At 60.4% G+C, this 14265-nt stretch carries 13 protein-coding genes; 7 read left to right on the top strand and 6 right to left on the bottom strand.

The genetic code is table 11. The annotated features are described in order from the left end of the window. Window positions 1–118: 118 nt before the first annotated feature. Window positions 119–904, top strand: coding sequence for an alpha/beta fold hydrolase (locus tag KGB24_RS15590; RefSeq protein WP_223414150.1), 786 nt, complete (start codon window positions 119–121; stop codon window positions 902–904). A 46-nt stretch (window positions 905–950) separates the two neighbouring features. Beyond that, complete coding sequence (locus KGB24_RS15585; RefSeq protein ID WP_223414149.1) at window positions 951–1871, top strand: ketopantoate reductase family protein; 921 nt, start codon at window positions 951–953, stop codon at window positions 1869–1871. 71 nt (window positions 1872–1942) lie between these two features. Here the strand turns inward: KGB24_RS15585 and KGB24_RS15580 are convergent, their stop codons facing one another. The 6 genes from KGB24_RS15580 to KGB24_RS15555 all read right to left on the bottom strand — a co-directional run bounded on the left by KGB24_RS15580 (window position 1943) and on the right by KGB24_RS15555 (window position 9016). After that, entirely contained in the window at window positions 1943–2941 is a 999-nt protein-coding gene (locus KGB24_RS15580) for a bile acid:sodium symporter family protein (protein ID WP_223414148.1), read from the bottom strand. A 322-nt stretch (window positions 2942–3263) separates the two neighbouring features. Continuing rightward, window positions 3264–4772, bottom strand: coding sequence for a tripartite tricarboxylate transporter permease (locus KGB24_RS15575; RefSeq protein ID WP_008032438.1), 1509 nt, complete (start codon window positions 4770–4772; stop codon window positions 3264–3266). A gap of 24 nt (window positions 4773–4796) precedes the next feature. Next, entirely contained in the window at window positions 4797–5291 is a 495-nt protein-coding gene (locus KGB24_RS15570) for a tripartite tricarboxylate transporter TctB family protein (RefSeq protein ID WP_008032439.1), read from the bottom strand. Then, window positions 5288–6259, bottom strand: a complete 972-nt coding sequence (locus tag KGB24_RS15565; RefSeq protein ID WP_008032440.1) for a Bug family tripartite tricarboxylate transporter substrate binding protein — start codon at window positions 6257–6259, stop codon at window positions 5288–5290. Before KGB24_RS15565 ends, KGB24_RS15570 begins: the two co-directional genes overlap by 4 nt. A 315-nt stretch (window positions 6260–6574) precedes the next feature. Further along, window positions 6575–7663, bottom strand: a complete 1089-nt coding sequence (locus KGB24_RS15560; protein ID WP_223414147.1) for a polyamine ABC transporter substrate-binding protein — start codon at window positions 7661–7663, stop codon at window positions 6575–6577. 51 nt (window positions 7664–7714) lie between these two features. Beyond that, entirely contained in the window at window positions 7715–9016 is a 1302-nt protein-coding gene (locus tag KGB24_RS15555; protein ID WP_223414145.1) for an NAD(P)/FAD-dependent oxidoreductase, read from the bottom strand. A gap of 143 nt (window positions 9017–9159) precedes the next feature. Here KGB24_RS15555 and KGB24_RS15550 point away from each other — a divergent pair, with 143 nt between their 5' ends. The 5 genes from KGB24_RS15550 to KGB24_RS15530 all read left to right on the top strand — a co-directional run bounded on the left by KGB24_RS15550 (window position 9160) and on the right by KGB24_RS15530 (window position 13571). Beyond that, window positions 9160–10062, top strand: a complete 903-nt coding sequence (locus tag KGB24_RS15550; RefSeq protein WP_223414144.1) for a LysR family transcriptional regulator — start codon at window positions 9160–9162, stop codon at window positions 10060–10062. A 245-nt stretch (window positions 10063–10307) separates the two neighbouring features. Further along, on the top strand, window positions 10308–11078 hold the full coding sequence (locus KGB24_RS15545) for an alpha/beta hydrolase (RefSeq protein WP_223414143.1): 771 nt from the start codon (window positions 10308–10310) through the stop codon (window positions 11076–11078). A 123-nt stretch (window positions 11079–11201) separates the two neighbouring features. Next, window positions 11202–11459: a DUF2790 domain-containing protein gene (locus KGB24_RS15540; protein WP_008032450.1), complete on the top strand. Its 258-nt coding sequence runs from the start codon at window positions 11202–11204 to the stop codon at window positions 11457–11459. Window positions 11460–11499: 40 nt separating this feature from the next. Further along, window positions 11500–12171: a heavy metal response regulator transcription factor gene (locus KGB24_RS15535; protein ID WP_008043704.1), complete on the top strand. Its 672-nt coding sequence runs from the start codon at window positions 11500–11502 to the stop codon at window positions 12169–12171. Next, window positions 12168–13571: a heavy metal sensor histidine kinase gene (locus KGB24_RS15530; protein ID WP_223414142.1), complete on the top strand. Its 1404-nt coding sequence runs from the start codon at window positions 12168–12170 to the stop codon at window positions 13569–13571. The genes KGB24_RS15535 and KGB24_RS15530 overlap by 4 nt, the downstream gene beginning before the upstream one ends. Window positions 13572–14265: the final 694 nt, after the last annotated feature.

The raw sequence follows: 14265 nt of genomic DNA, 5'->3' as shown, positions 1-14265 counted from the left end.
CCTCTTCCAGCGGTTGGCCCTCGGGGCTTCATTCTTCGCCATCGCAGTCAGCGGCGCCCTCGCGGCGCCGGCTGCCACGCACAACAGCGCTCCCAATCAATTCGTCGAGGCTGACGGCGTGCGTTATGCCTATCGACAATTCGGGGCGCAAACGGGCGTTCCCGTTATCTTGCTCCAGCACTTTCGCGGCAATCTGGATTACTGGGACCCGGCCGTGACCGACGGCCTGGCGAAGCAGCGATCGGTCTACCTGTTCGACAATGCCGGGGTGGGCCTCAGTAGCGGCGAAACGCCTGATTCGTTCGAGGGCATGGCCGACCACGTCGCCGCATTTGCCCGCGCACGCGGCTTGAAGCAGGTCGACGTACTTGGCTTTTCAATCGGCGGCATGGTGGCGCAGGAAGTTGCGTTGCGTCATCCGCAGTTGGTGCGCCGGCTGATCCTGGCAGGAACGTCGCCGCGCGGCGGGATTGCAGGAAATGATCCTCGGGTTCCCGAAATCGCGCTTCGCGAATCCATCGCCACGCTGGAAGAAACGGCTTACCTGTTCTTTGATCCAGCGCCGTCCAGCCAATTGGCGGCACGGGAATTCTGGGAAAGGCGCCACCAACGCACAGAGGGCCTCGACAAGCTCAATTCGATGAAGGTCATCGCAGCCCAAGGGGCCGCGCTGGGCAAGTGGAACGCTCCTGGCGATGGCACTTTTGCGCAACTGAGCAAAATTACCCAGCCAACCCTGGTGGTTAACGGCAGCAAGGACATCATGGTGCCCACCCAGAACTCGTTCACGCTGCAACAGCACATACCGAACGCCAAACTGCTGATCTATCCAAACTCGGGGCACGGTGCGTTATTCCAATATGCCGACGATTTCGTGCAGCAAGCCAATGCCTTCCTGAACTGAGCCCATACTCAGCTCAGGCCCACAACGCTGCGCCACGGAGTCACCCATGCGTATTCTGATAGTAGGAGCCGGATCGACCGGTGGATTTTTCGGCGCCAAGCTCGCCAGCGCCGGTCGAGATGTCACGTTCCTTGTGCGACCGCAGCGACTGAGCCAGCTGGAGCAACATGGCCTCTGCGTAAAAAGCCCGGCCGGCGACATCGAAATACAACCGCAGCTCATCACATCGGCGCAAATCCAGGGCCCCTTCGACATCGTTCTGCTGGCGGTGAAAGCCTATGCGCTCGACTCGGCCTTACGCGACATGGAAGCTGCTGTTGGTCCTGACACCGTTATCCTGCCGTTGCTGAACGGAATGCGGCATATGGACGTCATCGCAAAACAATTCGGTGCAGACCGCCTGCTGGGCTGCGTCTGCAAAGTAGCGACGAGTCTTGACGAGCATGGCCACATCGTCCAACAGGGCACGTTTAACGATATCGCCTATGGCGAGTTGGACGGCAGCGACTCTGAGCGAATCACTCTTGTGCACGCGTTCATGCAGGACGCCGGATTTGACGCAACAACGTCGAAGACAATCTTGAGAGACATGTGGGAAAAATGGACGCTGCTCGCCGCCATGGGAACGATAAATTGCCTGATGAGAGGCAGCATTGGCGATGTTGCATCCGTCAAAGGAGGTCATGCATTCGCGATGCGTGCGATCGATGAGGTGGTGTCGATTGTCCGCGCCGTGGGTCAAGAACCGAGCGAACCGTTCCTGACGCAAGCTTATCGTCTTCTCACACTGGAAGGCTCTCCACAGACATCGTCGATGTACCGGGATCTGATGGCGGGTCGAGGCATCGAGGCCGATCAGATCATTGGAGACCTTCTGGTAAGGGCCAATGCGAAAGGCCTGGAAGCGCCGATATTGGCCTTGGTCTATACGAACCTGCTGGTTTACCAGGCTCAATCGGGCAAGTGATATCGAGAGGATCGGCAAGTCGCAGCTTCAGCGTCGAGGTATTTGCTTCAGCTGCTCACTGTTTGGGGCGCTCAAGGATCAACCTGAGCCATGAGTTCAGGGATGGTTTCCTTGCGATTGGCATAGCGCTGCGCCAACACGGCGCAGACCATCAGTTGAATCTGGTGGAACAGCATCAACGGCAGGATCAACACCCCCATGGTGCTGCCGGCGAACAGAACCTGGGCCATTGGCACGCCGGTGGCCAGGCTCTTCTTCGAACCACAGAACAGGATGGTGATGCGGTCTTCCTGATTGAAGCCGAACGCCTTGCCCAGCACGGTGGACGCCAGCAAGACCAACACCAGCAAAATGCAGCAAGCGCCCACCAGTCCGGCCAGTTCCCAGAGTGGTATCTGATGCCAGATCCCTTCGATCACCGCCTCGCTGAACGCGCCGTAAACCACCAACAGGATCGAGCCCTGGTCGACGAATTTCAGCCAGCTCTTGTTGCGCGCAACCCAGGCGCCGATCCAGCGTCGAGCGATCTGCCCGGCAATGAACGGCAGCAGCAGTTGCACGCTGATCTTCAGGATTGCATCGAGCGTCGAGCCGCCTTCGCCGTGCACATTCAGCAGTAAGGTCACCAGCAACGGCGTGAGGAAAATCCCGAACAGGCTGGAGGCCGCCGCACTGCAAATCGCCGCCGGAATATTTCCACGCGCCAGGGACGTGAACGCAATCGCTGACTGCACCGTTGCGGGCAGCGCGCAGAGGTAGAGCATGCCCATGTACAGGTCGGCGCCGATCATCGGCGACAGCAAGGGTTTGAGCGCCAGCCCAAGCAAGGGGAACAGGACAAACGTCAGGCTGAACACCAGTAAATGCAGGCGCCAGTGGCCAGCCCCGGCGATGATCGATTCACGCGACAGTTTGGCGCCATGCAGGAAAAACAGCAGGGCAATGGCGATGTTGGTCAGCCAGCCAAAACCGACCGCGACCTGACCACTGGCGGGCAGCAGGCTGGCGAGAATCACCACGCCGATCAGGGTCAGGGTGAAGTTGTCGGGTAAGAATCGGGGGCGGGTCATCGGTGTCATCCGGCGGGGGCGAGGAATGTTGCGTCGACTCTAACGCGCTTGCCGATTGCCGACTAACGCTAACAAGCCAGTAGATATCGCCTAACGGACATAACGTTGATGCGAATGTATTCATCAGCAAAAACAACGGGGGGCGGCAACTTCATGCAGACGCGGTACTCAGCCATTACACAAATCAACTGTAGGAGCCGGCTTGCTGGCGAAGGCGTCCGTCCAGTCAATAAATAGTTGACTGACCCACCGCCATCGCCAGCAAGCCGGCTCCTACAGGGGAACGAGTACATCCGTAGAATCAGGTCGCCACCGCACAGGCTCAATCATCCTCATGCAACTTGATGCCTCTGGCATGCAGCAAATGCGGCACCACCAGCACCAGTAACGTCAACGCCAGAAACGCGGCGGAAATCGGTTGTGTCAGAAACACCGTCCAGTCACCCTCGCTGATCGACAACGCGTTACGCAGCTGTTTCTCCGCCATCGGTCCCAGCAGCATGCCCACGATCACCGGCGCGACGGGGAAGTCGAAGCGCCGCATCAACACCCCGCCCCACCCGATCGCCAGCATCAGCAACAGGTCGAAAGATGAGTGACGCATGCCATACACGCCGATGGTGGCGAACACCAGGATCCCGGCATTCAGATAAGGCCGGGGGATTTGCAGGAGTTTGACCCAGAGCCCCACCAACGGCAGGTTCAGCACCAGCAGGATGACGTTGCCGATGTACAGCGAGGCCACCAGGGTCCAGACCAGTGCACCCGAGGTTTCAAACAGCAGCGGCCCCGGTTGCAGGTTGTAGTTCTGGAACGCCGCCAACAGGATGGCTGCCGTGGCGGAAGTCGGGATACCAAGCGTCAGCAACGGCACCAACGAACCTGTGGCGCTTGCGTTGTTCGCCGCTTCAGGGCCGGCGACGCCCTCGATGGCGCCCTCGCCTTTGTTGGCGGCAAATTCTTTCGGATACTTGCTGAGTTTGCGCTCAGTCGAATAGGACAGGAACGTCGGGATCTCCGCACCACCAGCCGGAATCGAACCGAAGGGAAAACCGATCAGCGTCCCTCGCAGCCAGGCCGGAACCGAGCGCTTCCAGTCGGCGCGCGTCATCCACAACGAGGACATGCGGTGTCGACCGGAGGCCTCTTCTTTCTGATACAGCAGGCTGTACAACGCCTCGCCCACCGCAAACAACCCGACCGCGACCAGCACGACTTCGATGCCATCGACCAGCTCCGGGACCCCCAAGGTGTAACGAGCGATACCCGAAGTCGAGTCCAGCCCGATCAAACCGATGGTCAAGCCAATCCCCAGGGATGCGAAGCCGCGCAACATCGACGCCCCGAGCACCGCAGACACCGTCGTGAACGACAGCACCAGAATCGCGAAATACTCCGCAGGCCCGAACTTCAGTGCCAGTTTCGCCACAATGGGCGCAAACAAGGTCAGTAGAACCGTGGCGACAGTGCCCGCCACAAAGGACCCGATGGCCGCCGTGGCCAAGGCCGGTCCCGCCCGGCCATTGCGGGCCATGAGGTTGCCTTCCAGGGCCGTGACCATGGAAGACGATTCCCCCGGGGTATTGAGCAAAATGGAGGTCGTGGAACCGCCGAACTGCGCGCCGTAGTAGATACCGGCGAACATGATCAGCGCGCCGGTAGGATCGACCTTCGCGGTAATGGGCAGCAACAGCGCCACGGTCAGCGCCGGCCCGATGCCCGGCAAGACGCCGATGGCGGTGCCGAGCAGACAACCGATGAACCCCCACATCAGATTGATCGGCGTCAGAGCCGAGGAAAACCCCATTGCCAGGCTTGCGAGAATATCCACCCTGTTGATCTCCTGCGGCCTGAATCAGATCCAGGCGTTGACAAGCGGCGGAAGGGAAACCCCCAGCCCTGCATTGAACAGCCAGTAAATCGGGAGCGTCAGGGCAATGCCGATGGCGAGATCGCGCAGCGGATGACGACTGCCGAAACCCCGCGCCGAACAGGCAAACAACAGCGCGGCCGACAGGACAAAGCCAATGAGATTGATGAGCACGGCAACGCCTAGCAGCCCCCCCGTCACCCAGGCCACCCCCGCTTTGCCGCCAGGCACCACTTTGGCGGACTCGTCATCGTGATCGGCCAGTTCGCGAAAACCGCCGGTGACCGCTTGAAAGCACAGAACCACCCCCACGCCCGCGAGGAATACCGCCACGGCGTAGGGATAGACGTACGCCCCCAGGATGACGAACCCCATCTCCTCGGGAAACAGGAAGGCGCCGTAGCCCAGCATGGCGCTGATGGCGAGCACACCGACGCCAATCGCCAGTTGCACCGGTACGATTGCACGCGATTGACTCATGGCTTGACCAGCCCCACTTCCACCAGCATCGCCCGCAGCCGCACGTGCTCCGCATCGACGAATTTGCCGAACTCGTCACCAGTGAGGATGTTGGGTGACCATTTGTTGGTTTCGATGTTGTCTTTCCAGACCTTGCTGTTGGCGGCTGCCACCACGGCGTCGGTGACTTCCTTGCGCTGCTCGGGCGTGAGGCCCGCGGCACCGTAAACACCACGCCAGTTGCCGATGATCACGTCATACCCGCTTTCTTTAAGCGTCGGGGCGTCGATGCCTGCAACGCGCTCCGGTGCGCCGATGGCGAGTACACGGAACTGATCGCTCCTGATGTATTGGCCAAGTTCGGCATAACCGCCAGTGATGACTTTGATCTGCCCGCCCAACGCCTGGGCAACCACTTCACCTCCGCCGGCGAAGGCGACGTAATTGACCTTGTTGACCGGGACGCCCATTTTCGCGGCCAGTTCAGCAATACCGATGTGATCGATCGAGCCCTTGGAGCCCCCGCCCCAGGCAATGCTGGTCGGTTTTTCCTTGAAGGCTTTCAGCAAGTCGTCCAGGGTTTTGAATTCGGATTCCTTGCGCACCGCAATTACGTTGTACTCAGTGAACAACCGGGCAATCGGCGTCACATCCTTCAAGGTAATCTGCGGGTTGTTCTGCTCAATGCCAGCAACCATGATCGCGCCCATCACAAGCAGCGCATCCGGATCGCCCTTGGTGCTGTTGGCAAACTGCGCCAGCCCCAGCGTGCCACCTGCGCCGCCCTTGTTTTCGAAGGTGACGGATTTGGCCACGTTGGCTTCAATCAAGGCTTTGCCCAGCACGCGAGCGGTCTGGTCATAACCGCCACCCACGGAACCTGGGGCCATGAACTTGACGGTTTCCAGCGCAAAGGCAGGCGTTGTGAGCACAGCGGCAGTGACGACAACCGCGAGGCAAAGGGTGGATCGACGTAACGATGCGAACATGCGTTTTCTCCCGGGACTTTTGTTTTTATGGGGCGCCGGCTGAACGTCGGTCCTGGCATAAATCCGGATCGTTGAACAGCCATCTCGGGATAAGCGTAGGCCATGGTTTGAATGGCGGCATACAACAGTGAATCAGTTCATTTCAGGAAGACGCCTGCATGGGTGCACGACGCGTTGCACGGACTCAAAGTGGTGGCCGTCGCGGTGGGAGCAGTTGCAGGGTTGCGGGATGGCTTTTGAGCGTCGTTGACCGGGATTGACCCGCTGACACTGCCCCTTCCCTGACTCGCACAGTCAAGGAAGGGGCAATCACCCTCAAGTATTGGTTTTCAACTTGGTCCACAGACGCGTGCTCAACCGCGCAATCGCCGCCGGCAGTTCCTCGACGGTAAACAGCTTGTCCAGCACGCTCTTCGGCGGGTAGATCGCCAGGTCCTGCTTCACGGCCGGGGTCACATATTGATCCGCGGCGAGGTTGGGGTTGGCGTAGTGGATGCTGTTGCTGATGTTGGCAATGACTTGCGGCGTCAGCAGGTAGTTCATGTAGGCGTAGCCGTTTTTCTCGTGCGGCGCGCTTTTGGGCATGACCACCATGTCGAACCACAGGGTCGAGCCTTCATCAGGAATCGAGTAAGCGATGTCGATGCCGTTGTTCGCTTCCTTGGCGCTGGCGGCAGCTTGAACGATGTCGCCGTTGAAGCCGATCACCGCGCAGACATTGCCGTTCGCCAGGTCACTGATGTACTTGGACGCATGGAAGTACTGCACGTACGGCCTGATTTTCAGCAGCGCCTGCTCGGCTTTCTTGTAGTCCGCCGGCTCGTGGCTATGGGGCGGCAGGCCCAGGTAATTGAGGGTGATTGGCAGGATTTGCGTCGGATTATCGATGATCGCCACGCCGCACTGGCTGAGTTTCTTGATGTTTTCTTCTTCAAAAAACAGCTTCCAGGAATGGGTGACATCGGTGTTGCCGAAGATCGCCTTGATCTTCTCGACGTTGTAACCGATCCCCGCCGTGCCCCACATGTACGGATAGCCGTACTGGTTGCCCGGGTCATTGACCTCGAGCTTTTTCATCAACGCCGGGTCCAGGTTTTTCCAGTTCGGCAGCTGGCTCCGGTCGAGTTTCTGAATGGCCCCGGCCTTGATCAGGCGCGACAGGAAATGGTTCGAAGGGCTGACCACGTCGTAGCCGGTGTTGCCGGTCATCAGCTTGGATTCCAGCACTTCGTTGCTGTCGTGGATGTCGTATGTCGCCTTGATCCCGGTTGCCTGGGTGAAGCTGGTCAGGGTGTCGTCGGCGATGTAGCCGTTCCAGTTGGAAATATTGACGACTTCGTCGGCGTACGTGGCGGCCGACAACGTGGTCAGTACAACCATCAGGGGAATTGTGTTCGCGCGCATGTTCAATCACCTTATTGATGAGCTTTTGTTGTTTTTTGATCGCCGGGGTTTCTAGATTTCTGTTCTGGCCCTGATCGCCTCCACGCGCATGCGAAGCATGGCACCGATATCGAGCAAGGGCTTTGGCGGCAGCCAGCCCGGTTGCGCCCTGCGCATGACCGATTCGAGGATTGGCGAGCAGGTGCCCGAGGCCATTTCGGCGAGCAATCGCCCCCACAGCGTGCCGCGCGCAACGCCCGAACCATTGCAGCCGGCCACCGCAAACACGCCCTCTTCGACCTTGCCGAAATAGGGTTGCCCGGTGCGCGAGGCGCTCAAATGTCCGGTCCAGGTGTACTGGATGTCCTGCTCGCCTAAAAACGGAAAGCGCCGTTGCAAGCCGAGCACATGGTGTTTGCGCCGGTGCAGCAGTTCACTGTCGGTCAGGTCACGGGAGCGGTACTCCGCAGTGTTGCGGATCATCACGCGACGGTCCGGGGTCAGGCGCACCGTGGCGCCGAGCGGCCGGGTGGAGAGCACGCCCCACGGCTCGACGGCGCCGATGGACTGAAATTCTTCATCGCTGAGCGGACGGGTAAGGCTGGCGCTGAGTTCCATCGGGAAGGTTCCGCTGTCCTCTATGCCCGACCGGGGAATGAACGCATTCAGGCACACCATGACTTGCGTCGCCTCGATGCTGCCAGCGATGCCATTGGCGCGAATTCGCCCTTTGCCCAGACGCTCCAGGCCAGTGATGTCGGTGTTCTCGAACACGGTCACGCTGTCCGGCAGTGCATCCAGCAAGCCCTTCACGTATTTCGCCGGTTGCAGCAGCGCGTTGCCCTGACCGCACCAGATCGCGGCCTGGTAGTGCCGGGTGCCGAGTTTTTCGCTCAGTTGCTCACCTTGCAGAAATTCAGCAGAGGCGCCGACGGCGCGTAGCGTCGCCAGTTTGCCCTCGACATCGGTCAACTTGCCTGGGTCGCTGACCGCGAAGAAGTAACCGCAATCCCTGAAGTCGCATTCGATACCGTGACGGGCGATGCGTTGGCGCACTTCGTCGCTGGCAGCCCGTGAAATCGCGGTGTCCACTTCATAACCGGCAAACCCGTGGTTGCCGATCAACTCGTCTCTGGTCGGGTGTTCGTGGCCTACGACGAAGCCTGAGTTGCGCGCCGAAGCGCCCTGCGCCGCACGCTGCCGGTCGACGATCACGATCCGCGCCTGAGGGTGCAATTGCGCGAGCGAGTGCGCGGCACTCAGCCCGGTGATACCGGCACCGATAATCAGCCAGTCGGCTTTTACCGTGCCTTTGAGAGGACCGCGAGCGGCTGAACTTCCCGCCTGCGCAATCCAGCCACATTCATTGGTCATGCCTCACCTCATTGACTGTCATTCTGCGAGCACATGCTGTAATCGCATGGACGTTTCCGAAAAACGCTCGCCAGAGCTAGAATCTATAAGGCCTGTACTGATACAACCAACGTTATAAAATCATCGAGCCATTCAAAAAACGCATGGATAAAATTCGCCACGTTCCTTCGCTCCAGGCCTTGCAGGCGCTGGTGGAAGTCTCCGACTCGGGCAGCTTCACCCAAGCGGCGGCCAAGCTGTGCCTGACCCAAAGTGCGGTGAGCCGAAAGATTCAGCTGTTGGAAAGCCACTTCGGCGTGCCGATGTTTGCGCGGAACAGCCGCCATGTGCGACTGACGCCGGAAGGCGAACAGGTGTTGGCAACCGCACGAAATATCCTGGCGCAACTGAAAACCCTGGAGGACCGCCTCTCGCCACAGGAACGCCCCTTCCGCATCCGCATGCATGTGTCGCTGGCGGTTCGTTGGTTGCTGCCGAAGTTGAGCGAGTTTTATCGAAGTCATCCGCAGGTTTCGCTGTCGATCGAGACCGTGGCGACAGAAGTGGTGGAGCCGGCCATCGACAGTGATGCGTACATTCTCTATCTGCCCGAGCCGTCCGCTGATCCCGGTAGCCTGACCCTGTTCAAGGAAGCGTTGGTGCCAGTGTGCGCGCCCGGACTGGGCACCTCGACGCGGCCATTGGCAGCGGTGGAAGACCTGGTGAGTTTCCCGCTGTTGCATCGCTCGGCGGACCGCAATGATTGGGCTCAGTGGTTGTCGGCCAATGGCGGTAAATCGCTGGATGATTACCGGCACATCCCCTTCAACCTCGATGAACTGGCGCTGGACGCGGCGGCGAGAGGATTGGGTGTGGCGATGACGGATATGACGCTGGCAGGAGAGTCGATAGAGCGAGGGGTGCTGGTTATCCCGTTTGGCCGGCCGTTGGCAACACGCGGTATTTACGCGTTGAATCTGCAGCCTTCAGCCGTTGCTCATCCGGCTTGCGCGATGGTCCTGCAATGGTTTGCGCAGCAGGCTGAAAAGGAAGCGCTTGAGCGTTAGTTGCCCTCACCGGCCCCATCGCCGGCAAGCCGGCTCCTACAAGGATTCGGTACAAACACCACGTACTTGTAGGAGCCGGCTTGCCGGCGATGGCGGCCGCAAGATCACCGAAAAACCCGATAGCCGTGCATTACAAACTTGTCATCGAGTTGTCAGCGTAGCCAGCACCCTCGCTTCCTAAAGTGGCGTCGTCAGTCACCCACACCGGGTGACGCCTCCCACTGATGATGACAAGGGTCGATACCATGAAACCACTGAACAAACTCTGCCTGATCGCCGCCAGCCTGCTGATGCTCGGCACCGGCTCCGCCATGGCCGGCGACATCGCGCCGGTCAAGGCCGACAACGTCGTGCTGGTACACGGCTCCTGGGCCGATGGCTCGAGCTGGGCGGACGTGATTTCGCGGTTGCAGGCCGCCGGATTGCACGTCACCGCCGTTCAAAACCCGTTGACCTCGGTCGCCGATGACGTCGCCGCCACGCAGCGTGTACTCAACCAACAGGACGGCCCGACGGTGTTGGTCGGCCACTCCTACGCCGGCACCGTGGTCAGTGAAGCCGGGGGCAATCCAAAGGTCAGCTCGCTGGTATACGTCGCGGCCCGCGCCCCGGACGCCGGGGAAGATTTCGTCGCCCTGTCAGCCAAATACCCGACCATGCCCGTGCGAGCGGGCACCGAAGAACACGACGGTTTCGTCAGCCTGAAACAGGATGCCTTCCTCAAATATTTCGCCAGCGACGTGCCCCACGACAAGGCGATGCAACTGTTCGCCGTGCAGCAACCGATTGCCAAAACCCTGTTCACTGATCGCACCACCGCAGCCGCCTGGCACAGCAAACCGTCGTGGTACGCGGTCTCCAGCCTCGACCAGACCATCAACCCGGACCTCGAACGCTTCCTCGCCAAACGCATGGGCGCGACCACCATCGAGCTGCCGTCGAGCCATTTGTCGCTGGTTTCCCATTCCAAAGAAATCGCCGACCTGATCCTCGAAGCCTCCGGCCGCCAGCCATAACGCCAGGCCCGGTTTCATTACAACTTTGTCATTGAACTGTTGGTCGGCTGTCCGGATCGGCTGGTTAACCTGAACTCACTGTCAGGCCATTCCCGGCAGCCAACCTGAATAGAGAGACACCTCATGAAAATGTTAATCCTCGGTTTCGCCGCCCTCCTCGCCACCGGCTCGGCGTTTGCCGATACGCAGACCACTGCGCCGGTGATCCACGACAAGACCGGTTTCTTCGTGCACATGGACGTCGCCAAAGTCCTCGCCAGTACCGACATCTCGCAGCAATGCGGCGTGATCCCGGCGCGACTCGACTACCTCGACCACCAGGGTCGCGAGCACGTCCTCGATTACCAGGTCAACGGTACGGGCTGCACCAACGATCATTGATCCGGCTACACTGGCGCCAATTGGCTGAGGCACAAACCCCATGAATATCCTGGTAGTCGAAGACGAACCCAAGGCAGGCAATTACCTGCTCAACGGCCTGCAGGAACTCGGTTACTCCGTCAGCCTGGCGCGGGACGGCATCGATGGCCTGCACCTGGCTCTGGAGCACGATTTCGATGTCATCGTTCTGGACGTGATGATGCCGAAAATGGATGGCTGGGAGGTTCTGCGCCGCTTGCGCAAGGAAGCCGACACGCCGGTGTTGTTTCTCACCGCGCGGGATGACATCGCCGACCGCATCAAGGGCCTGGAACTGGGCGCCGACGATTACCTGATCAAGCCTTTTTCCTTCGCCGAACTGGTGGCGCGCCTGCGCACCCTGACCCGCCGTGGTCCCACCCGCGAAGAAGAACAGCTGCAGGTGGACGACCTGCAGATCGACGTGCTCAAGCGCCGCATCACCCGCGCAGGCGTGAAGATCACCCTGACCAACAAGGAATTCGCCCTGCTGCATTTGTTTGCCACGCATCAAGGCCAGGTCTTGTCGCGCTCGATGATCGCGTCACGGGTCTGGGACATGAATTTCGACAGTGACACCAACGTCGTCGACGTCGCCGTGCGTCGCTTGCGCCTGAAAATCGATGACCCGTTCCAGCTCAAGCTGATCCACAGCGTGCGCGGTATCGGCTACCGCTTCGACACCCAGGCATGAGCCGTCTTCGCCATTCCCTGACACTGCGCCTGGCGCTGGTGTTTGCCCTGCTCGCGTTTGTCTCGCTGACCCTGTTGGGCGTGGCGCTGTACCGCGACCTGGAGCGCGAGCTGATCCGCCGCGACGACGCGGCCCTGGTGAACCGCATCGATCAACTGCGCACCTTCCTCAACGACAGCAATACGCTGGAGCTGATCCGAACCAAACCGGCGTTGTTCCAGAACATGCTGGGCAATCGCGAAGCCCTGCTGACCATTGGCGCCGCCGGACAAAAACCGCTGCTGGTGGTCAATCCCGGCAACCTCGCCTTGCCATCGCTGGCACCGGTGTCGATGGACCATCCGTTGAGCCTGGCCGATGTGCAGCACTATCCCGGCGTGGACGGCGTCCCTTTCGCGGCCGCCGCGGCGACCATCGAATCCGACGATATGGGCAGCTTGCAGGTGGTCACCGGACGCCTGATGACCGAGCGCACCGCCGTGCTCGCCCGCTACCGCCTCAACGTGTACCTGTTCGCCAGCGTGGCGGCGATTCTGCTGGCGCTGTCCGGCTATCTGCTGGTGCATCGCGGCCTGCTGCCCGTGCGACGCCTGGCCCGGCATGCCCACGGCATTGGTGTCGGCAACCTCACCGAGCGCCTCGATGGCCAGGGCTCGCCACGGGAGCTGCTGCCGATGATCGACGCGCTCAATGCAATGCTAGACCGTTTGGGCAAGGGTTTCGTGCAATTGGGTCAGGTCTCGACCGACATGGCCCATGAACTGCGCACGCCGATCAACAACCTGCTCGGCGAAACCCAGGTTGCGTTGCAGCAGAACCGCAGCGTCGAGGCCTATCAGCAACTGCTCGCCTCCAACGTCGAAGAGCTTGAGCGTCTGGCGCGGATGCTCGACAACATGCTGTTTCTGGCGCGTACCGACCCGGCCAGTGCCCTGAGCCAACGCCAGGAGCTGGATGCCGCTGACGAAATGGAACGTATGGCCGACTATTTTGAAGGGCTGGCGGCGGATGTCGGGATCAGCATCGATGCCCAGGGCAGCGGCGTGATCTGGGCTGAGCCGATGCTGCTGCGCCGTGCGTTGGCCAACCTGTGCGCCAATGCCATCAAATATGGCGCGGCGCATTCTGAGCTGGTCATTCGCGCCATACCTTCGGCTGAGGGTATCCGGGTGGTCGTGCGTAACCATGGCCAGACCATCCCTGCCGAGCACCTGCCCCGGCTGTTCGAGCGCTTTTACCGGGTTGACGAATCCCGCGAGCGTTCGGCTCATTCCAATGGTTTGGGGCTGTCGATCGTGGCGACGATCATGCAGTTGCATAACGGGGCTTACAGTGTCAGCAGCAGTGAGGGGGTGACGTGTTTTGAGTTGTTTTTTCCGGGGCGGCGGGTGGGTGAGTGAGGTTTGGTGTTTTTGCGGTTGGTGTGAATATCCGTTTTCTGCGGTAACGCCGGCTATTGGTTTCGCCCTTACGGCGAGTCACTTTGGAAAAGCCCCAAAGTAACCAAAGGGCTCTTGCCCCTTTCGTTCGGTGCCTCGCTAAGGCTCGGCATGCCCTCGCTCCGGTCCTGCTCCGTGGGCCCGCCGCCATCGGCCATCCATGGCCGGGGGCGGCTAACCCGGCATCCATGCCGGGTTGCCCACTGCGCAGAACCTCCTCTCGGCCTCTCGAGGGGGCGCTCAGATCAAAAGCGGAAGGCGAGCTAACGCTCGACCTGATGAGTGGTGGAAATCAAAAGCGTACGCGATCCCCTGTAGGAGCCGGCTTGCCGGCGAAAAGCGTTTGGACAACGCGTTCATTCAGACAGTACGCGTTATCGTTGACGTCCATCGCCAGCAAGCTGGCTCCTACAGTTTTGAATCGTGTGAACCCAATCCCTTGTAGGAGCCGGCTTGCTGGCGATGGCGGTGGGTCAGTCGACGTTTGTATTGGCTGGAGGGACGCTATCGTCGGAACGCCGCCCGCAACAAGCCGGCTCCTACAGGGGATAGGTGTACATATCCGGAATGAGGGAACGCGCGCACCAAAGAGCCAGGTCGGCTTTCAGGCCGCCTCGGCGGCTGTGGCGGTAGTCGCCCCCTCGAGAGGCCGAGT

The organism is Pseudomonas sp. BF-RE-25, assembly GCF_019956105.1.
GTDB classification, from domain to species: domain Bacteria; phylum Pseudomonadota; class Gammaproteobacteria; order Pseudomonadales; family Pseudomonadaceae; genus Aquipseudomonas; species Aquipseudomonas migulae.
This window is presented reverse-complemented; position numbering and strand designations above follow the sequence as displayed.

Bases quoted from the DNA above. Each gene is read 5' to 3' on its own strand.
- KGB24_RS15560 (WP_223414147.1), bottom strand. From the start codon at position 7,663: ATGCGCGCGAACACAATTCCCCTGATGGTTGTACTGACCACGTTGTCG.
- KGB24_RS15545 (WP_223414143.1), top strand. From the start codon at position 10,308: ATGAAACCACTGAACAAACTCTGCCTGATCGCCGCCAGCCTGCTGATG.
- KGB24_RS15565 (WP_008032440.1), bottom strand. From the start codon at position 6,259: ATGTTCGCATCGTTACGTCGATCCACCCTTTGCCTCGCGGTTGTCGTC.
- KGB24_RS15555 (WP_223414145.1), bottom strand. From the start codon at position 9,016: ATGACCAATGAATGTGGCTGGATTGCGCAGGCGGGAAGTTCAGCCGCT.
- KGB24_RS15580 (WP_223414148.1), bottom strand. From the start codon at position 2,941: ATGACCCGCCCCCGATTCTTACCCGACAACTTCACCCTGACCCTGATC.
- KGB24_RS15535 (WP_008043704.1), top strand. From the start codon at position 11,500: ATGAATATCCTGGTAGTCGAAGACGAACCCAAGGCAGGCAATTACCTG.
- KGB24_RS15540 (WP_008032450.1), top strand. From the start codon at position 11,202: ATGAAAATGTTAATCCTCGGTTTCGCCGCCCTCCTCGCCACCGGCTCG.
- KGB24_RS15530 (WP_223414142.1), top strand. From the start codon at position 12,168: ATGAGCCGTCTTCGCCATTCCCTGACACTGCGCCTGGCGCTGGTGTTT.
- KGB24_RS15585 (WP_223414149.1), top strand. From the start codon at position 951: ATGCGTATTCTGATAGTAGGAGCCGGATCGACCGGTGGATTTTTCGGC.
- KGB24_RS15550 (WP_223414144.1), top strand. From the start codon at position 9,160: ATGGATAAAATTCGCCACGTTCCTTCGCTCCAGGCCTTGCAGGCGCTG.
- KGB24_RS15570 (WP_008032439.1), bottom strand. From the start codon at position 5,291: ATGAGTCAATCGCGTGCAATCGTACCGGTGCAACTGGCGATTGGCGTC.